General features: G+C 63.6%; 14 protein-coding genes. 12 read left to right on the forward strand and 2 right to left on the reverse strand.

Annotated elements, in window-relative coordinates; all coding sequences use genetic code 11:
• On the reverse strand, positions 1–2543 hold a 2543-nt coding region (locus tag AB5Y70_RS17955), incomplete at its 3' end, for a retention module-containing protein (RefSeq protein ID WP_368176090.1).
• Positions 2544–3281: 738 nt separating this feature from the next.
• Between AB5Y70_RS17955 and nrfA the strand changes: the two genes are divergently transcribed.
• From nrfA to AB5Y70_RS18010, 11 genes are all read left to right on the forward strand, one after another.
• Positions 3282–4724: an ammonia-forming nitrite reductase cytochrome c552 subunit gene (nrfA, locus tag AB5Y70_RS17960; protein ID WP_010674930.1), complete on the forward strand. Its 1443-nt coding sequence runs from the start codon at positions 3282–3284 to the stop codon at positions 4722–4724.
• Between the two features lie 51 nt (positions 4725–4775).
• Complete coding sequence (nrfB, locus tag AB5Y70_RS17965) at positions 4776–5396, forward strand: cytochrome c nitrite reductase pentaheme subunit (protein ID WP_029314611.1); 621 nt, start codon at positions 4776–4778, stop codon at positions 5394–5396.
• Positions 5393–6085: a 4Fe-4S dicluster domain-containing protein gene (locus tag AB5Y70_RS17970; protein ID WP_010674932.1), complete on the forward strand. Its 693-nt coding sequence runs from the start codon at positions 5393–5395 to the stop codon at positions 6083–6085. Before nrfB ends, AB5Y70_RS17970 begins: the two co-directional genes overlap by 4 nt.
• An 87-nt stretch (positions 6086–6172) precedes the next feature.
• A complete protein-coding gene (gene nrfD, locus AB5Y70_RS17975) occupies positions 6173–7126 on the forward strand; it encodes a cytochrome c nitrite reductase subunit NrfD (protein ID WP_010674933.1) in 954 nt (317 codons plus the stop codon).
• A 174-nt stretch (positions 7127–7300) separates the two neighbouring features.
• Entirely contained in the window at positions 7301–9262 is a 1962-nt protein-coding gene (gene nrfE / locus AB5Y70_RS17980; protein WP_010674934.1) for a heme lyase NrfEFG subunit NrfE, read from the forward strand.
• Positions 9259–9858: a DsbE family thiol:disulfide interchange protein gene (locus AB5Y70_RS17985; RefSeq protein ID WP_010674935.1), complete on the forward strand. Its 600-nt coding sequence runs from the start codon at positions 9259–9261 to the stop codon at positions 9856–9858. The genes nrfE and AB5Y70_RS17985 overlap by 4 nt, the downstream gene beginning before the upstream one ends.
• Positions 9855–11045, forward strand: a complete 1191-nt coding sequence (gene nrfF / locus AB5Y70_RS17990) for a heme lyase NrfEFG subunit NrfF (RefSeq protein ID WP_010674936.1) — start codon at positions 9855–9857, stop codon at positions 11043–11045. Before AB5Y70_RS17985 ends, nrfF begins: the two co-directional genes overlap by 4 nt.
• A 350-nt stretch (positions 11046–11395) precedes the next feature.
• Complete coding sequence (locus AB5Y70_RS17995; protein ID WP_029314613.1) at positions 11396–12316, forward strand: serine hydrolase; 921 nt, start codon at positions 11396–11398, stop codon at positions 12314–12316.
• A gap of 162 nt (positions 12317–12478) precedes the next feature.
• Complete coding sequence (locus AB5Y70_RS18000; RefSeq protein WP_010674938.1) at positions 12479–12619, forward strand: DUF2256 domain-containing protein; 141 nt, start codon at positions 12479–12481, stop codon at positions 12617–12619.
• Positions 12619–14139 carry a cryptochrome/photolyase family protein gene (locus tag AB5Y70_RS18005; RefSeq protein WP_010674939.1) on the forward strand — a complete coding sequence of 507 codons (1521 nt, stop codon included), beginning with the start codon at positions 12619–12621 and terminating at the stop codon, positions 14137–14139. The genes AB5Y70_RS18000 and AB5Y70_RS18005 overlap by 1 nt, the downstream gene beginning before the upstream one ends.
• A gap of 153 nt (positions 14140–14292) precedes the next feature.
• Complete coding sequence (locus AB5Y70_RS18010; RefSeq protein WP_010674940.1) at positions 14293–15546, forward strand: D-amino acid dehydrogenase; 1254 nt, start codon at positions 14293–14295, stop codon at positions 15544–15546.
• 62 nt (positions 15547–15608) lie between these two features.
• Here AB5Y70_RS18010 and AB5Y70_RS18015 read toward each other — a convergent pair whose 3' ends face one another.
• Positions 15609–16307 (reverse strand): TetR/AcrR family transcriptional regulator, encoded by a 699-nt coding sequence (locus AB5Y70_RS18015; protein WP_010674941.1) that lies wholly within the window; start codon positions 16305–16307, stop codon positions 15609–15611.
• Positions 16308–16490: 183 nt separating this feature from the next.
• On the opposite strand from AB5Y70_RS18015, the gene AB5Y70_RS18020 reads away from it, so the two are divergent.
• A complete protein-coding gene (locus AB5Y70_RS18020; RefSeq protein WP_010674942.1) occupies positions 16491–18422 on the forward strand; it encodes an amidohydrolase in 1932 nt (643 codons plus the stop codon).
• Positions 18423–18426 lie beyond the last annotated feature (4 nt).

Raw genomic sequence — 18426 nt, forward strand, 5'->3', positions numbered from 1 at the left:
CCGTCAAAATCGGTGCCTTGCACCTGCAACCCCAGGTTGACGCTGTTGGTGCTGACCGGTTGATCCAGCACGCCGTCGAGCACCACCTGGTACTTGCCATCCAGCCCCAGGGTCACGGTCAGAATGGTCTTGCCGCCCGCATCCAGCAGGGTGATGACGTTGCCGTTGACCTGATAGTGGGTCGGCTGGCCGCCGCTGGTGAGGCCATTCAGGCCAGGCTGGCTCGCCTCGAAGTTGAGCGACACCAGGCGATCGCTGCCCACGCTCACCGGCAACTGGCCATCCAGGGTCTGGCCTGAGGCCCCTTCCTGCAAGGTGACCCCGCTGTCGATGCCAAGGCGGGGATCCACACCGTCGCTGATGGAGACAACCAGATCGGCGCGGGTCTCGTCGCCGTCGATCTCCTTGGCGGAAACGGTGAGCCCGAGGGAGAGCTGGTCGCTGCCCTGGTGATCCAGAGGCCCATTGAGGGAGACGGTGACATTGCCGTCGATATCACTGCCATGTTGGCTGGCGGTCAGCTCGGCCTTCAGCACCTCGACCCGCTTGCCATTGCCATCCAGGTAATAACCCGTCAGCAGGCGATCACCGGTGAATTCGAAGGTCAAGGCGTGGCCGTCGCTGCTGATACCGCTGCCGTTGAGACGGGCCAGGGTTGCACTCTGATCCGCGAAGACGGCACTTGTTGCCACCAAGGGATCGGACTGATGGCCCACCACGAACTGGCTCTGTCCCACCACCGCCGCCGGATTGGTGAAATCATCCTCCGTGAGGCTGATGGGGGCGATGGTGAAGTCCGGCGGTGTGCTGTCCACCAGGTTGACGGTGAGATTGGCGCTCACCCGATCCCCGTCGCTGTCGCGGTACTCCAGGGCAAAGGGCAGGCTCAGGCTATCCTGGCCGTGATCCAGGCTCTGGTTCCAGACGATGCGATAGCTGCCGTCGTTGGCCAGGGTCAGGGTGAAGACGGTCACGCCCCCTGCGCTGGCGGTGAAAGTCTGGCCGCTGACCTGGTAGGCGAGCGCCGTCCCGTGGCTGGTCAAGCCAAGCTGATTGAGGGCACCTTGATCGGCGGCAAAACTCACCTGCAGGTTGCCATCAAGCCCGGCTCCGGTGTGCAGGGATCCGGTGGCACTCACCGGTCCCTTGGCGAGATCCGCCTCGGAGAGGGTAAGCACGTCGCTCTGACCGATGAGAGGAGCCCCGTCGATCACCCGGTTGCCCGCCAGATCCGTCACCTCGGCGCGTACCTCGTAGGGGCCCTGGATGCTGGAGAGATCCAGGCCTCCCAGTTGCCAGCGGCCGTCACTGCCCACCAGGGCACTGCCGCTGAAGAGGGTCTGGCCATTCTGGCCAACCAGGGTGATGGTCACCCGCTGCCCCGCCTCCACGTCCGTGGTACTGCCGCTCAGGGTGACCTTGTCATGGCCGAGAATGCTGTCGGTATCGAGATCGTCGATGTCGATGGCGGCACGGGTATCCACCGTCACCGTCAGGGTGTCACTGGCCCGGTTGCCCGCGATGTCCACCGCATCGACGCGAAAATCATGGGGGCCATCGGCCAGGGTATCGGGGATCTGATATTGCCAGTTGCCGTTGCCATCCACGGTGAGCACGGCCATCACCTTGCCTTCCAGGGTCAGGGTAACGGTAGCGCCAGGCTCCCCCTTCCCTTGCAGAAGTGGTGTGGTGTCGCGGGTCAGATCATCGGTCTGGCTGGTGCCGGTGTCGCTCTCGTCCGCCAAATCCAGGGTAATGGTGGTGATGGTGTCGAGCAGGGTCTGGCCGGTGTCGCTGGCCCGGTTGCCGGCTGCATCCTGGGTATCGGCCTGGATGGTCAGGGGGCCGTCCACCAGCTTGCCGGTGACGTCGCCGAAGTTTGCCTCCCAGACGAAGCCGGGCAGCACCACTGTGGTGGTGGTCAGGCGATTGCCATCTTGGTCTATCAGGGTGACGGTGACGGTCTGGCCGACTTCCACGTCCTCGACAAAGCCGCGAATGATGACGCCGGTCGCCTCGTCGGCATTGATGATGTTGTCGTCGGTCTGGGGTTCTGTGATGGTGATGGCTGCCAGCAGATCCTGATCTTCGGCATAGAGCAACTCGTCGCCCGGCTGGCGCGCCTCATGGCCGGTGTCAAATCCCGCCTCGGCCAGGGTCGCATCATTGATACGATCCACCACCACGAAACCGCCGGCGCTGGAGCCGGCCACACCGCCAACCGTAGCGGCCGCCGCGTTACCGGCCGCGGTCTCCTCAAACAATTTGGTCGGGTCTGCCCCCTGGCGGATCGCCTCCTGGAGGCTCGCCAGCTCGGCATCGACACCGGCGGGCAGTGCCGCCTCGGGCTGGGTGGGCTCGGGGCGTTCGCTGCCAGCCTCCGCCAGCTCCACCTGTCCGTCGGATTCGGTGAGCAGGCGCATCCCGGGCTCCAGTTGCATGCCAGGGGTCGCACGGCGCAAAGAGCCGTCCGCATCCATCACAAACACAGCGCCCTCCACCTTGGCAATAAGAGTCGGTTTATCGATTCGCAGCTCGGCCATATATCCTCCAACGGGTAAACACAGACTTCCCAGCACATGAAGCGTAAAGGGAAAGTCTCCGTGACAGGCGGCTATTTTACCGTCAATCACCCCCTATAACCCTTCGTCATTTTCGAAAATATCGAAAGTAAATGCCGCAAACCGTCCTATTAAATTCAATAAGACGCTACCAGGACGCGAATATGCTGGAATAAAGCCCTTAATTTCTCTTTTATAAAAATAGATGGCTCTCTTGGCACCCATTTCTACGACAGCTTCTGTCACAGAGCCCCTTGACAGGGGCCATGGGGATGGAAAACCGAAGCCTCCCCCTCACCCCTTCGCAAGCTTAATATTGAATTTAAATTCAACATCAGCAGTTCATTCTCTCTCTGCATGCGGTGTATCTCTCCGCCGCCTCTCGCCCTTCCCCCCTCACCAGCATGATGAACATCGTTTTTACCTATTTTCATCAAAAGAGAACGGGTGGAAATAACCCTCGGATGAGGTTCAATAATTCCACCTGGATCGCACTTTTGGCATCCCTCCATCCCCTCAATTGATCTAGCGCAACTCCCACGGGGATAAATGATTATCCATTTTACCCATTTGGTATTATTCCCCCGAGCAATTGCATAAACACCGATTTATATGCAGCCATAACAATGGATCGGCCTGCCATGCCCGTCGATGATGAGCACAGATGTCCACACCAAGATGGAACGGTCAGGCCCGACATGGACTTTTTATCTGGGAGTGATGACCGTGGGTTCATATGACAAGCTATTTCGACCAGGGCTGGCGGCCCTGCTGCTGACCGTCCTGCTGGGTGCAGGCAGTCTGGCACAGGCAGACGACAGTGCCCCCAAAGGGAAGATTGAGGCGCGCAGCGAGCTGTTCGCCAAGGATCACGCCGATCAGTTCACCAGCTGGAAAGGCACCAGCGAGAGCCGCGAGCGCACCGACGCCCTGGCGGAAGATCCACAGATGGTGGTGCTCTGGGCCGGCTACCCCTTCTCCAAGGATTACAACAAGCCGCGCGGCCACTTCTATGCGCTGACCGACGTGCGGGAAACCCTGCGCACCGGCGCCCCCAAGACCGCCGAAGACGGTCCGCTGCCCATGGCCTGCTGGAGCTGCAAAGGCCCGGACGTGGCCCGCGTCATCGACGAGAAGGGTGAGGATGGCTACTTCAAGGGGATGTGGGCAAAAGGCGGACCGGAAATCGTCAACGCCATCGGCTGCGCCGACTGCCACGACACCGCCTCGAAAGAGTTCAAGGAGGGGAAACCCGCCCTGCACCTCTCCCGTCCCTATGCCGAACGGGCCATGACCGCCATCGGCAAGCCGTTCAAGGAGCAGGGGCGCTTCGATCAACAGTCCCAGGTATGCGGCCAGTGCCACGTGGAGTACTACTTCAGCGGCCCCACCAAGGCGGTGAAATTCCCCTGGGACAAGGGCACCACAGTTGAGCAGATGGAAGAGTATTACGACGAGATTGGCTTTGCCGACTGGACCCATGCCCTCTCCAAGACCCCCATGCTCAAAGCCCAGCACCCCGAGTACGAAACCTGGCGCGCCGGCATTCACGGCCAGAACAACGTCGCCTGCGTCGACTGCCACATGCCCAAGGTGCAAAACGAACAGGGCAAGGTCTACACCGATCACAAGGTAGGCAACCCCTTCGATCGCTTCGATCAGACCTGCCGCAACTGCCACACCCAGAGCAAGGAGATGCTGCAAGGGGTGGTCAAGCAACGCAAGGATGCCGTCACCGAAATCAAGCTCAAAGTCGAGAAGCAGCTGGTGCACGCCCACTTTGAAGCCAAGGCCGCCTGGGATGCCGGCGCCACCGAGGCCGAGATGAAGGACATTCTGCAGGACATCCGTCACGCCCAATGGCGCTGGGACTTCTCCATCGCCTCCCACGGGGTGCAGATGCACGCCCCGGAAGTGGCGCTGCGCATGCTGGGAACCGCCCTGGACAAGGCCGCCGACGCCCGCACCAAGCTGGCACGCCTGCTGGCCGCCAAGGGGATCAGCCACGAGATCGCCATTCCTGACATCTCCAGCAAGGAGAAGGCCCAGGCAGCTCTTGGCATGGACATGAAACAGATGAACAGCGACAAGGCCCAGTTCCTCAAGACCACAGTCCCCGCCTGGGATGCCGAGGCCAAAGCGGCCGGACGGCTCGCACAATGACGAGGCATGCGGGCCCCCAGTGTCGGGCCCGCAGCCGGATGGAGGCTTCCTATGGGTGATTTAACAATGGATTTCTTACGACTGATGCTGATGGCAGCCATGCTGCTCACCAGCCTGCAGGGTCAGGCCGCCGATGCGGCGAACACCCCTGCGGCCCTCTCTGCCACACATGAGGTGGAGTTTTTGCGCAATCCCGATGCCGCCTGTACCGACTGCCACAAGGAGCAGGCATACGGCATGCACGGCAAGCACGGCCAGGCGACCAACCCCAACAACCTGGCGCCGGTCACCTGCACCAACTGTCATGGTCAGCCCTCCCCCCAACACCGGGAAGGGGTCAAGGATGTGATGCGCTTTAGCGACAGCTTCAATGACAAGAAAAGCGGCTTGGCAGAGAAGCAGAGTACCGTGAGCTACCCCATCGCCGAGCAGAACGGGGTCTGCATGAGCTGTCACGAGCCCAAAGTGCTGCGCGAGGCGCTCTGGGCCCACGACGTGCACGCCACCAAGCTCACCTGCACCAGCTGCCACCAGCTGCACCCGGCCAAGGAGCCCATGGTGGCGATTCCGGAGAAGTCCCGCATCAAGCTCTGCGTCGACTGCCACAGCAAGCAGCATGAGGTCGTCAAGGCGGCCAAGGCGAACACCACCTCGGGCAAGGAGGCACAATGAGCTGCTCTCGCCGTCACTTCATGGCGGGGATGAGCGCGGGGGCCCTCATCATGATGACGGGGGCTGCTCGTGCCAACACCCGCTCCCTTGCCACCCCCCTCGCCCACAGCCAGACCATCGACGGGGTACGCTTTGGCATGATCCACGACGAGACGGCCTGCATCGGCTGTACCGCCTGCATGGATGCCTGCCGGGAGGTGAATCAGGTGCCAGAGGGGGTCTCGCGCCTCGAGATCATCCGCTCCGGCCCCATCGGCACCTTCCCCGATGCCGAGTACCACTTCTTTCGCAAGTCCTGCCAGCACTGCGACAACGCTCCCTGCGTGCACGTCTGCCCGACCGGTGCTTCCCATATCCGCAAGGAGGATGGCATCGTCGACGTCAACCCGGATCTCTGCGTTGGCTGCATGTACTGTCTGGCCGCCTGCCCCTATCAGGTGCGCTTTATCAACCCTGTGACCAAGGTTGCCGACAAGTGCGACTTTTGCCGCAAGACCAACCTGGCGGCGGGCAAGGAGCCGGCATGCGTGGAATCCTGCCCTACCAAGGCGCTGGTGTTCGGCAATCTGGATGACCCGGACAGCCCCATCGCCAAACGGCTGGTGAAGGAGACCACCTATCGCTACAAGCAGGCACTCGGCACCTCGCCCAAGATGTACCGCGTGCCTAAAGGGGAGATAAAGTCATGACGATGCAAGAGGCGTTTCACTTCCCTTCCCTCGTGTGGGGATTTGTCCGATCGCCATCTACCGCAGTAACAGAAGGAGGAATGGATCATGTTGCATGACGCATTTCACTTCTCTTCGCTGGTGTGGGACTGGCCGATCGCCATCTATCTCTTTCTGCTCGGCATCTCCGCCGGGGCCACCACCCTCTCGGTGCTGCTGCGTCGCAAGGGAGCCGGCAGCGAGAGCGGCATCATCAAGGCGACCGCCATTCTGGCGCCGGTGAGCGTGGTGCTGGGGTTACTGATCCTCATCTTCCACCTGGCCCGCCCCTGGACCTTCTGGAAGCTGATGTTCCACTACCAGTTCGACTCCGTGATGTCGATGGGGGTCATGCTGTTTCAGGTCTACATGGCGGTGCTGTTCGCCTGGCTGGCGGTGGTGTTTCGCTCCGAGATCGAGACCTTGCGCCGTCACCTGCTGCAAGAGAAGCTCGCCTTTGTGGATGGTCTGATTGGCTGGCTTGCCCGCATCGAGCGGCTGCTGGCGCCGCTCTTGCTGCTGCTCGCCGTGCTGTTGGGGGCCTACACCGGCTTTCTGCTGTCGGCGCTCAAGACCTATCCGCTGTTGAACAACCCGGTGTTGCCGGTGCTGTTCCTCATCTCCGGCGTCAGCTCCGGCATCGCTTCCACCATCTTGCTGGCGGTCACCCTGTTCAAGGAGAACCATCACAGCCAGGGGGTGAGCTTTGTCCACCGCTTCGAGCGGCCGGTACTGGCGGTGGAGGTGTTGCTGCTGGTCTGCTTCTTTACCGGCCTCTACTTCGGTGGCGGCCAGAAGGAGGCAGCCATGTGGGCCGCCATCGGCAGTGGCTTCTGGGCTCAGGTGTTCTGGCTCGGGGTGGTGGGCATCGGCATGCTGCTGCCCCAGTTGCTGGCCCTGCTGGCCCCCGTACCGCTGCGGGCCAAAAACGGCTATCTGGTGCTGGTCTGCAGCCTGACTCTGGTGGGGATCCTGCTGCTGCGCTACTTCGTGCTCTACGCCGGCCAGATGACGGTAGTTTAAAGGTATGATCACCAGCGCCAGCCACCCTCGGGTGACTGGCGCTGGTTTGTTGCTGGCCCAATGAATTTCTGGTGATGCCACACCCGTTGCTTGGCAATGTTTTCCCCCAAAGGGAGACGACGCGGCGTGTGTCGCATGACATGAATGACATCAAAGATTGATCCTGGAGGTTGTGTGCTGGCAGAGCTCGGCTATCTCTCACTGTTGCTGGCGACCGGGCTCGCCCTGCTGCAAGGCACCCTGCCCTGGCTGGGATTGCGGCTCGCCTCACGCCCGCTGCTCGGCTGTGCAAAGCCGCTGGCCCTCCTGGTCGCGCTCCTGCTCGGGGCCGCCCTGCTGCTGCTCGCCAGCTGTTTTGGCCAGGATGACTTCACCCTGGTCTATGTGGCGCAGCACGCCAACAGCGCCCTGCCCCTTGGCTTCAAACTGGCGGCGGTGTGGGGCGGCCATGAAGGCTCCATGCTCTTTTTCGTCTTTGCGTTGGGGCTGTGGGGCGCTCTGGTGGCGATTTGTTCAAAACGGGTCGATCCGCTGATCACAGCCCGGGTATTGGCCATCATGGGGTTGATCGTCGGGCTGTTTGGCCTCTATACCCTGATCTTCTCCAGCCCGTTTGACCGCCAGTTCCCAGGGCCGCTGGAGGGGCGCGATCTCAACCCCATGCTGCAGGATATCGGCCTCATCATCCACCCGCCCCTGCTCTATCTCGGTTACGTCGGCTTTGCGGTCAACTTCGCCTTCGCCATGGCGGCGCTGCATTCGGGTCGGCTTGATGGCGCCGTGGCCCACTGGAGCCGCCCCTGGGCGCTCGGCTCCTGGGTCTTTCTCACCGCCGGCATCGTGCTGGGCTCCTGGTGGGCCTACTACGAGCTCGGCTGGGGCGGCTGGTGGTTCTGGGATCCGGTGGAAAATGCCTCCCTCTTGCCCTGGCTGCTCGGCACCGCCCTGCTGCACGCCCTGGTGGTGTGCGAGAAGCGCGGCGCTTACAGCCACGCCGTGCTGCTGCTCTCCATCTTTACCTTTTCGCTGAGCCTGCTCGGCACCTTCGTGGTGCGCTCCGGGGTGCTCACCTCGGTGCACGCCTTTGCGGTCGACCCCAGCCGCGGCCTTACCCTCTTGTTGCTGCTCGGCTTGCTATTGACCTTCGCCCTCACCCTGTTTGCCCTGCGGGCGGACATTCGCGCCCCCTATGCCCGCTTTGGCTTGCTGTCAAAAGAGGGACTGCTCGGCGCCGCCATCCTGCTGCTTTGCGTGGCCTGCGCCAGCGTGCTGCTCGGCACCTTCTACCCCATGGTGTTCCAGTCGCTCCATCTGGGCTCGCTCTCGGTGGGCGCCCCCTATTTCAATACCATCTTCGTGCCGCTGGCCCTCTGCCTAATGGCGCTGATGACCCAGCTGCCGCGCCTGCGCTGGCAGCATCTGGCAGCCCAGCGCCGCATCAAGGTACTGCTCCCATGCCTGTTCGGCCTGCTGGGGGGCACCTTGCTGAGCTTCGCCTATCCCGAACCGCTGCGGGCAAACTGGCTGGGGCTTGCGGCCAACGTGCTGAGCCTCTGGCTGATGGCCAGCCTGCTGCTCCCGCTCTTGCAACCGACGTCGCGGCGCAAGCTCACCCTCAATCGGTTCGGCAGCCTGCTGGCCCACCTCGGGGTGGCGGTGTGCGCCCTCGGCATTGCGCAGGTGAGTCACCACAGTCAGGAGGGGGGCGCGGTACTCGCCGCAGGCCAGCCCTATCGGCTCGGCGCCTTCGCGTTTCGCTATGAGGGGAGCGAGCCGCTCATCGGCCCCAACTACACCGCCGAGCGCATCACCTTGAGCGCGCATAAAGACGGTAAAGAGGTGGCGCGGCTGACGCCGGAGCGGCGTCACTACAGCGTGCGCACCATGAACATGAACGAACCCGGGATCAAATGGGGACTGCTCGGCGATCTCTACGTGGTGCTTGGCGAGAAGATGGGACCCGGCGCCTATGCCATGCGGCTGCACTACAAGCCGCTGGTGCGCTGGATCTGGCTCGGCGGCCTGTTGATGATGGCGGGCGGCGCCCTGCGTCTGCTCGCCCGCCGACCGCTGCTGGCTAACCATCCTGCGTCAGCTACCACCCCCTGCCCTCGGCTTGAACAGGAGTCCTTATGAACGCCCGTCTGCGCCTGTTCGTGCCGCTCGTGCTCACTCTGGGGCTCGGTGCCCTGCTCTGGCTCGGCCTTGGCAACAACCCCTACAGCCAGGATGAGGCCCTCGCCGGGCGCCCCCTGCCTGCATGGCAGAGTGACGACCTGTTTGGCGGCGCCCCCATCCACACCGCGGCGCTCAAGGGGGAGCCCTTCGTACTCAACGTCTGGGCCAGCTGGTGCCCCAACTGCCGCGCCGAGCATCCGCTGCTGGGTGATCTGGCCAGCGCCGTGCCCCTCTACGGCCTCAACTACCGGGACAAGGGGGACGCAGCCCTCGCCTGGCTCACCGAGGCAGGCAACCCCTATCGCGCCGTGCTGGCCGACCCCGACGGCCGACTCGCACTGGAGCTCGGCGTCTACGGCACGCCGGAGACCTATCTCTTCACCGGCGACGGCACCCTGCTGACCCGTCATACCGGCCTGCTCACCCGGGAAGTCTGGCAACGCCAGTTTGCCCCCCTGCTTGCAAAGGCCCGCAGCAACACCGCCAGCCAGCCCGAAGTGGAAAGAGAAGTGGAGAGAGAAGTAAAGAGACAAGTGCAGGAGAGCAAGCCATGAGCCGTCTCGGCCACGCCCTGATAGCGCCGCTCTTGCTGGCCTTGAGCCTCGGGGCCCTTGCCAGCGGGGTCGACACCTATGAGTTTCGCCACCCAGAGCGGCAGACCCGCGCTCAGGAATTGGCCCGCGCCCTGCGCTGCCCCCAGTGCCAGAACCAGAACCTGGTGGAGTCCAACTCCCCCATCGCCCGGGATCTGCGGCTCGAGGTCTACCGCTGGGTGGACGAGGGGCAGTCTGATGAGCAGGTGATCGCCCGCATGACGGCGCGCTTCGGTGACTTCGTGCGCTACGATCCCTCCTTCAAGGCCGGCACGGCGCTGCTGTGGGGCGGCCCCGCCCTCTTGCTGTTGCTGGCGCTCCATCGCCTGCGCAGGAGCCTGCATCGCCGGCAACCGGCGCGGGTGCCGCTTGTCGGCGACAGAGCCGAGGGGGTGCTCTCCCACGACCCCAGGGCCGAACTGAACCGGCTGATCATGGCCGAGCAGCAGGCGGGGCTTGCCCCCCACAGCCGCCTCTACCGGGAGCTGGAACTGGCCCGCCTCGCCAACGCCACCCCACCTGCCGAGCAGGCCCTGCGCGAGCGGCTGGTAAGAGATCGCACTGCCCGCCCGCAGCTCTGGCTGAGCACCTGGATACTGCTTGGGGGCCTGCTGCTGGCGCTGATGGCCGGTATTTATGCCGGCACCGGCCGCTATCAGGCGTGGCAGGCTTATCAGTCGCGCCCCGATCCGCTGGCGGGATTGAGCCCGCGGGATCTGCAGGACAAGGAGCTGGGCGCCCTGCACCAGCGTCTGCAAGCCAACCCCGCCGATCTCGACGGCTGGGCGGCGCTCGGCCAGTTGTATCTGTATCGGGACGAGTACGACAACGCCCTGCTCGCCTACCAGCGCCTCGCCCTGCAAGAAGGGGGCGCCAGCGCGGCGACTCAAGCCGCACAGGCTACCGTGCTCTACTATCAGGCGGGCCAGCAGCTGACTCCCGAGGCAACCCGCCTGCTGGATAGCGCCCTCAAGCAGGACAAAGGCGAGGTGAGCGCCCTGATGCTGCTCGCCTCCGATCACTTCCTGCATGGTCGCTACAGCCAGGCCATTGCGCTGTGGCAGCAACTGCTCGATGAAGAGCGACCCCGTATCAACCGGACCGCACTGATCGAGGCCATTCAGACCGCAAGGATGATGGGAGGATGAAGCGGGGCAAAACGGCGATAATGCAGCGGGCCATCTTCCCTGCCGGGCGCCGTTTTTATCGCCATGGTCGCCATTAACGACCCCTTCATCATCCCAAGGCGCCGAAAGGTGCAAAAAGAGTCGTCATCCCGCTCCTCGCCAGCATATAGTGCGCCCCCGTGGTGGCGTGTCTGGCATGGCCTGACAGGCCTCTATGACTCCCTTTATCGGGCCTAATAGCCCCGATGCGGGGGATTTCAAGGTGCGCTGGCCCATAAAATGGAAATATCCGGCCACCAGACGTTGTGAAGCGTCAATTACCGTCATATAACTTAGCCAAATGTCCCTGTGAGTCGTAGTAGAGTCAAATCATGAACCTTCGTCCTTTTCTTCCCTTGCTGCTCGGCGCCTTCCTCCTTCCCGCCAGCATGGAAAGCGCCCATGCCAACCCGTTTTCTGCGACCTCTTCTTCCACCAACAGCCTGCTCGAACCCCGCAGCAACCTGCCGCTGAGATCCGATGCCTACGTGGTCGTCAACCCGAAAACCGGCGAGACACTGGCAGAGCGCAACGCCAACCGGGTGATGTCCATCGCCTCCATCACCAAGCTGATGACAGCGCTGGTGGTACTGGATGGCAATCAGCGCCTCAACGAGACCCTCACCGTCACCATGGATGACGTTGACAGACTCAAGGGCACGGGGTCGCGCCTCGCGGTGGGCTCGCGCCTGAGCCGCGCCGACATGCTGCACATCGCACTGATGTCCTCTGAAAACCGCGCCGCCTCCGCCTTGGGACGGCACTACCCGGGTGGCCGCAAAGCCTTTATCGAGGCAATGAATGCCAAGGCCCGCATGCTCGGCATGTGGAGCACCCATTTCGCCGACAGCACCGGGCTCAACCCCCGCAACGTCTCCACCGCACACGATCTCGCCAAACTGGCTGCTGCCGCATCCACCTACCCGCTGATCCGCCAGTACACTGCCTCCGAGCAGCGTCTGGTACGCAACGGCAAGCGCCAGCTGCACTACCTCAACTCCAACCGCCTGGTACGGGAAGGAAGCTGGCCCATTCTGGTCTCCAAGACCGGTTATATCCGCGAGGCGGGGCGCTGCCTGGTGATGGGAACCCGGGTCAACAACGAGCCCGTGGTCATGGTGCTGCTTCACGCCAACACCACAGATGAACGGGTCGCCGATGCCAGAAAGATCAAGAGCTGGCTGGAAACCTCGGGCCGCATGACCCTGACGGCGCAGTCCACTCCCCAGCCCAGGCTCTTCAGCAGCCAGTAACGGCAAAGGATAAAGAGGGCCCCCGTACCGGCAGGTTCGGGGGCCTTTTTCATGAGTGGCAATCACCCCCTGCTGCCTCTTTCTGCTCCCCCGGTGATCCCGACCGTATGGTGCTTCGTTAAGGAGGCAGAGAGAAACCAAGGGCATCAACAGGGCCGCCACATGCACCTCAAATCCCATCTACCCGAGAAGATCTGTCCCGTCTGCCTGCGTCCTTTTGCCTGGCGGCGCAAGTGGGCCCGCTGCTGGCAGGAAGTGCGCTATTGCAGCGAACGCTGCCGTCGTCGGAAGGAGCACCCCTGATGGAGCTGCGCCTCATTCTCGGGGATCAACTGAACGCAGGTCACAGCTGGTTTCGCACGCAGGATCCCGCTGTCTGCTACCTGATGGCGGAGCTGCGCCAGGAGACGGACTACTGCCGTCACCATCGCCAGAAGGTGCTCGCCTTCTTTGCCGCCATGCGTGCCTTCGCCGCCGCCCTCACCAAGGCGGGCCACCGGGTCTGCTACCTGACTCTCGATGAGAGCGCCCCCTGGCCCGATTTGCCGAGCTTGCTGGCGGCTCAGCTCGAAGCGCATCAGGCCGATCGCTTCGCCTGGCAGAGCCCGGACGAGTGGCGCCTTGCAAGCCAGCTGACCCAGTGGGCCTCAGGCCTTGCCATCCCGACCGCTGAGGTGGACAGCGAACATTTTCTCACCCCCCGCGATGGCTGGCGACGCTACCCCCACAGCCGGATGGAATTCTTCTACCGCGCCCTGCGAAAGCAGTACCGGGTGCTGCTCGATGAACGCGGCCAGCCCCTTGGGGGGCGCTGGAACTTCGATGCCGAGAATCGCGCCAAATTGCCGGCGAGCCAACCCATCCCGGCGCCCCTCACCTTTGCCAACGAGGTGAGCGACATCGATGCCATGCTGACCCGCCACGGCGTCGCCACCATTGGCAGTGCCGATGCCGACGCCCTGCCCTGGCCCGTCACCCGGCGCCAGAGCCGCGCACTGCTTGAACACTTCCTTGCACACTGCCTGCCCCACTTCGGTCGCTATCAGGACGCCCTGAGCGAGCGGGGCTGGAGCCTGTTCCACAGCCGCTTGTCGTTTTCCATGAACAGCAAGATGCTCCATCCCCTCGAGGTGATCCGCGCTGCGCAAGCTCACTGGCAGGCCAATCAGGCCACCATTTCCCTGGCGCAGGTGGAGGGGTTCATCCGCCAGATCCTCGGCTGGCGCGAGTTTGTCCGCGCCCTCTACTGGGAAAAGATGCCCGAGTATCAGCGCACCAACTTTCTCGGGGCCGAACGACCCCTGCCCGGTTTCTTCTGGAATGGAGAAACCAGCATGGCCTGCGTGCGTCACGCCATTCGACAGTCTCTGGAGCACGGCTACGCCCACCATATCCAGCGGCTGATGGTGACCGGCAACTTCGCCCTGCTGGCGGGGATCCACCCTGACGAGGTGGATACCTGGTATCTGGGCATCTATGTGGACGCCATCGAGTGGGTGGAGCTGCCCAACACCCGCGGCATGAGCCAGTTTGCCGATGGCGGTTTGATGGGCAGCAAGCCCTACGCCAGCAGCGGCGCCTATCTCGAGCGGATGGGCCACTACTGCAAGGGGTGTCACTATCAGGTGAAGGCCCGCAGCGGGCCGGACAGCTGCCCCTTCAACAGCCTCTATTGGCACTTTCTCTGGCGCAACCGGGACAAACTTGGCAACAACCCTCGCCTCGCCCTGCCCTATGCCAACTGGGATGGCCAAACCACAGAACAGCAGCAAGCCATCCTGACGACGGCAAAGCATCATCTGCTCCACCTGGAACGGCTCTGAATCGACCGGATTTCATGCCAGAAAATGAGCAAATGACAACATTGAGAGCCAGTTAACAAAATGTGAATAGCGATAACCACCAATGACATCGACACCAGTTGAATATCCTGTGGCGGCTGATTAAGGTGGAGGCCCCAGTCAAGGAGAGACAAGATGGACATAGTGGTACTCGGTGGTGGCGTGGTCGGTGTGACCAGCGCCTGGTATCTGGCCAAGGCCGGTCACAAGGTGACCCTGCTGGAGCGGCGTGACGGGGTGGCCCTTGAAACCAGCCATGCCAACGCGGGTCAGATCTCCCCGGGTTATGCTTCCCCCTGGGCTGCCCCCGGCATTCCCCTCAAGGCCGCCAAATGGCTGCTGCAAAGGCACGCCCCCTTCACGGTGCGGCCCACCTCGGACCCCTTCCAGCTGCGCTGGATGCTGAAGATGTTCGCCAACTGCACGCCAGCGGCCTATGCGGTCAACAAGGGGCGCATGGTACGGCTGGCCGAATACAGCCGCGACTGCATGAAGCAGTTGCGGGGCGAGCTCGCGCTCGACTACGAAGGGCGCCAGCTCGGCACCCTGCAACTGTTTCGCAGTCAGGCCCAGCTCGATGCCAGCCAGCGCGATATCGCCGTGCTCGAGGAGTACGGCGTCCCCTATCAGTCTCTGAATGCCGACGGCTGCGAGGAGGTCGAGCCCGCCCTGGCAAGGGTGCGTGGCAAGGTGGTGGGGGGCCTGCGCCTGCCGGGAGATGAAACCGGTGACTGTTTCCGCTTCACCCAGGCCCTGGCGGACGAGGCTCGCAAGCTCGGGGTGAGCTTCGTCTTCAACTGCGCCATCGACGAGGTCGAGATCGCGAAGGGACGCGCCGTGGCGGTCCGTGCCGGCGAGCAGCGCTTCCAGGCCGACGCCATCGTCTGTGCCCTCGGCAGTTATGGCACCGGCTTCCTGCGCCCCCTCGGGATAGAGCTCCCCGTCTACCCGGTCAAGGGGTACTCCCTCACCCTGCCGATGACGGATGCCGAGGGCGCGCCGCGCAGCACTGTGCTGGACGAGACCTACAAGGTCGCCATCACCCGCTTCGACGAACGGATCCGGGTGGGCGGCATGGCCGAACTCTCGGGCTTCAACCTGGCGCTCAACCCCAGACGCCACGATACCCTGGCCATGGTGGTGAGGGATCTCTTCCCCCAGGGGGGAAATCTGGAGCAGGCCACCTTCTGGACCGGGCTACGCCCCATGACGCCGGACGGCACACCCCTGGTCGGCCCAAGCCCCATTCCCGGGCTCTGGCTCAATACCGGCCACGGTACCCTGGGCTGGACCATGGCGGCCGGATCGGGCCAGTTGCTCAGCGATCTCATCTCGGGCAATACCCCGGATATCAGCGACGAGGGGCTCACCCTGGCCCGCTACGGCTGACCCGCCGCGCCGAGGACAAGAGAGGGAGTGCCTGGCACTCCCTCTCTTTATTCGCCCCCCTTCTATTCGCTCCTCTTCGCAGGGGTCTGGCAACCCGGCGCCAGCCCCGGCATCGACTGCCAGACCCGGGCGGGATCCGCCTCCTCGATGGCCGCCATCATCAGCTGCTCGCTCCAGCGTCTATGGAGTTGCCACAGCGCGCTGCCCGCCTCCCCCTGCCCCTTGGTGCACTGCTTGGCCACGTCCGCAGTCCGATAGAAGTAGCGCACCAGGGTGGTGAGCTCGGGCTCGGGCCAGCGACAGCCAAAGTGGCGCAGCCGCTCGGACCAGAACGCAATCTGGCGTCCCTCGTGCTCCTGCTCGACCCCGTGCAGGGCGGGGATGAGATCCATCGCCTGCCACAGCGCCCCATACCCGACGAAGCGCTCATCCAGCGCCTCCAGCGCCTGATCCAGCAGCAGCAGGGTCTGGGGCCAGCTGTCGGCCTGCTCGCGGATGCGCTCCTGCGCCTCGCACACCGCCGCCAGCCAGTCCATGGCCAGCCGGCAGATAATGGCCTCCTTGTTGGGGTAGAGATGGTAGAGCGACTTGATGCCCACCCCGGCGCGGGCGGCGATGGCATTGGTGTTGAGGGCCGTAAACCCCTGCTCCTGCAACAGGGCCAGGGTGGCCTGCTCGATGCGGCTCGCCACCTCCTGGCTGCGCAGTTGCCTGGGTTGGCGCCGCATGCAAAGTTCGGCCGGCAGCACGTGTTGTGACATTCTCTTCCCCCGATGCGGTGTCCGCCCCCAAGGGGCAACTGGTGTTCATAACTACATGATGAGACAAGGTAAACACAAGTCAAAAAAAGTGCAGTAATCGCTGGCATTTTTCAGAATAGCTGCAATAACCATAGGTGCTCATATCTGCAGTAAGAACTGCAATTAACCCAAGGAGAGCGTGCTATGGATAGCAAACACCCCAATCTCAGGCTGGGCACCATCGCCCTGCTGCTAGGTGGCCTGCTCGGCTGCCAGCAAGACAGCAGTGAGCCACCGCCCGGCAACACCCTCTATCTCAACGGCAAGATCCACACCCAGGATGGGCAACGCAGCCAGGCCGAGGCCATGGTGGTGCAAGGGGGCAAGTTCACTTACGTGGGCACTCGCGAAGGGGCCGAGGCCTTGAAAAACAGTGCGACCCAGGTGGTGGATCTGCAAGGCAAAATGGTGCTGCCGGGCCTGCACGACAACCACATCCACCTGCTCGGCACCGTGGCGCTGGACATGTGCGATCTGGACGGCCAGAGCGTCAACCTGGATCAGCTGGCGGCCAAGATCGGCGAGTGCCTGCCCCGCTACGCCCCGGCTCCCGGGGAGTGGCTGGTGGTCAACCAGTGGTCGCCCTATGACGGCAACACCCCCACCGCCACCCATGCCACCCTGCTGGCGGCCCTGGATGCGGCGGCGCCGAACAACCCCGTGATGCTGGCCGGGGTCGACGGCCATGCCGGCGGCTACAACTCCCAGGCGCTGGCGCAGGCACAGGACGAAGAGGGCAATGTGGTCGGCTTCAATGCCACCACCCTGGCTCCAGGCGGCGTGTTCGAGGCCTTCATCCCCTATGTGGATCTCGCAACCGGCGTGGTCCGGGACGCGGCCCGCAGCGCCATTGCGGTCCCCGACACCGGGGTGCTGAGCGCGGAGGGTGAACAGGCAGCGGCCCAGTATGACAAGATACTCCCCGCCATCTCCGAGCTGATGGCGTCCCGCGGCATCACGGGGGTGCAGGATGCCTGCGCCAACGACTTCATCCGGGGTCGGCTGCTCAAGATGCAGGACCAGGATCTGCTGCACATGCGCGTCACCGCCGCCACCTGCTTCAACCAGGATGACTACAGCGGCAAGCTGGACATCGACGGGCACCTGGCCAAGGCGAACCAAGTGCGCGACGCCTTCGCAGGCAACCCCCTCATCAAGGCCGATGCGGTCAAGATCTTCCTCGACGGCGTGCTGGAGGGGGATCCCTTCACCAGCCCCCCCTTCCTGCCCAATGCCGGCATGCTGGAGAATTACCAGCATCCCCATCTGGCCCTGGATCCCGCCAGCGGAGAGGTGAGCATCACCGCCGACAGCGAGGATGCGGGCAGCAACGGCATCGTCAACTACAAGGAGGCGGATCTGACGCGCTACGTCACGGCGCTGGATGGGGCCGGGTTTGGCATCCACATGCACAGCATCGGCGATCGCAGTACCCGGGTGGCCCTCGATGCCCTGGAGGCGGCCCGCGCCAGCAACGGCAACAGCGGCATTCCCCACACCCTGGCCCACCTGCAGGTAGTGCACCCGGACGATCAGCAGCGCCTCGGCGAGCTGGGTCTCTACCTCACCTTCACCTATGCCTGGACCACGCCCCAGCTTGCCTATGACATGCTGGTCAGCCCCTTCATCCAGCCAACCAAGGCAGGGCAGTCCCTGAGCGAGGCCATCTACGATCCCATGGGCTATCTTCATGACGCCCTCTACCCGGTCGAGCGTTCGCGCCAGGCCGGCGCCGTGTTGGTGGCGGGCAGCGACGCCCCGGTGGACAGCCGGGATCCGCGTCCGTTCGAGAACATGGCCGCCGGCATCGTGCAGGCGGCCGGCAGCGGCGACGACTTTAGGGCCAGTCAGCGCACTTCGCTGGCCGAAATGCTGGCCGCCTACACCATCAACGGCGCCAGGGCGGTGCGTCAGGGCGACATCACCGGCTCCATCGAGGCGGGCAAGTCGGCGGACTTCATCGTGCTGGACAGGGACCTGTTCGCCCTGGTCAAGGCCGGCACCCCGGAACTGATCGCCGATACCCAGGTCGAGCAGACGGTCTTCATGGGGGAGACCGTCTATCCCAGACCCTGAATGA

The organism is Aeromonas sp. s1(2024) (assembly GCF_040908005.1).
GTDB lineage: Bacteria > Pseudomonadota > Gammaproteobacteria > Enterobacterales > Aeromonadaceae > Aeromonas > Aeromonas caviae.

What these genes read in the sequence shown, in the direction of transcription:
- AB5Y70_RS18005 (WP_010674939.1), top strand. Translation starts at nt 12,619, where the DNA reads ATGGAGCTGCGCCTCATTCTCGGGGATCAACTGAACGCAGGTCACAGC.
- nrfA (WP_010674930.1), top strand. Translation starts at nt 3,282, where the DNA reads ATGACCGTGGGTTCATATGACAAGCTATTTCGACCAGGGCTGGCGGCC.
- nrfB (WP_029314611.1), top strand. Translation starts at nt 4,776, where the DNA reads ATGGGTGATTTAACAATGGATTTCTTACGACTGATGCTGATGGCAGCC.
- AB5Y70_RS18010 (WP_010674940.1), top strand. Translation starts at nt 14,293, where the DNA reads ATGGACATAGTGGTACTCGGTGGTGGCGTGGTCGGTGTGACCAGCGCC.
- AB5Y70_RS17985 (WP_010674935.1), top strand. Translation starts at nt 9,259, where the DNA reads ATGAACGCCCGTCTGCGCCTGTTCGTGCCGCTCGTGCTCACTCTGGGG.
- AB5Y70_RS17995 (WP_029314613.1), top strand. Translation starts at nt 11,396, where the DNA reads ATGAACCTTCGTCCTTTTCTTCCCTTGCTGCTCGGCGCCTTCCTCCTT.
- AB5Y70_RS18015 (WP_010674941.1), bottom strand. Translation starts at nt 16,307, where the DNA reads ATGTCACAACACGTGCTGCCGGCCGAACTTTGCATGCGGCGCCAACCC.
- nrfF (WP_010674936.1), top strand. Translation starts at nt 9,855, where the DNA reads ATGAGCCGTCTCGGCCACGCCCTGATAGCGCCGCTCTTGCTGGCCTTG.
- AB5Y70_RS18020 (WP_010674942.1), top strand. Translation starts at nt 16,491, where the DNA reads ATGGATAGCAAACACCCCAATCTCAGGCTGGGCACCATCGCCCTGCTG.
- nrfD (WP_010674933.1), top strand. Translation starts at nt 6,173, where the DNA reads ATGTTGCATGACGCATTTCACTTCTCTTCGCTGGTGTGGGACTGGCCG.
- AB5Y70_RS17970 (WP_010674932.1), top strand. Translation starts at nt 5,393, where the DNA reads ATGAGCTGCTCTCGCCGTCACTTCATGGCGGGGATGAGCGCGGGGGCC.
- AB5Y70_RS18000 (WP_010674938.1), top strand. Translation starts at nt 12,479, where the DNA reads ATGCACCTCAAATCCCATCTACCCGAGAAGATCTGTCCCGTCTGCCTG.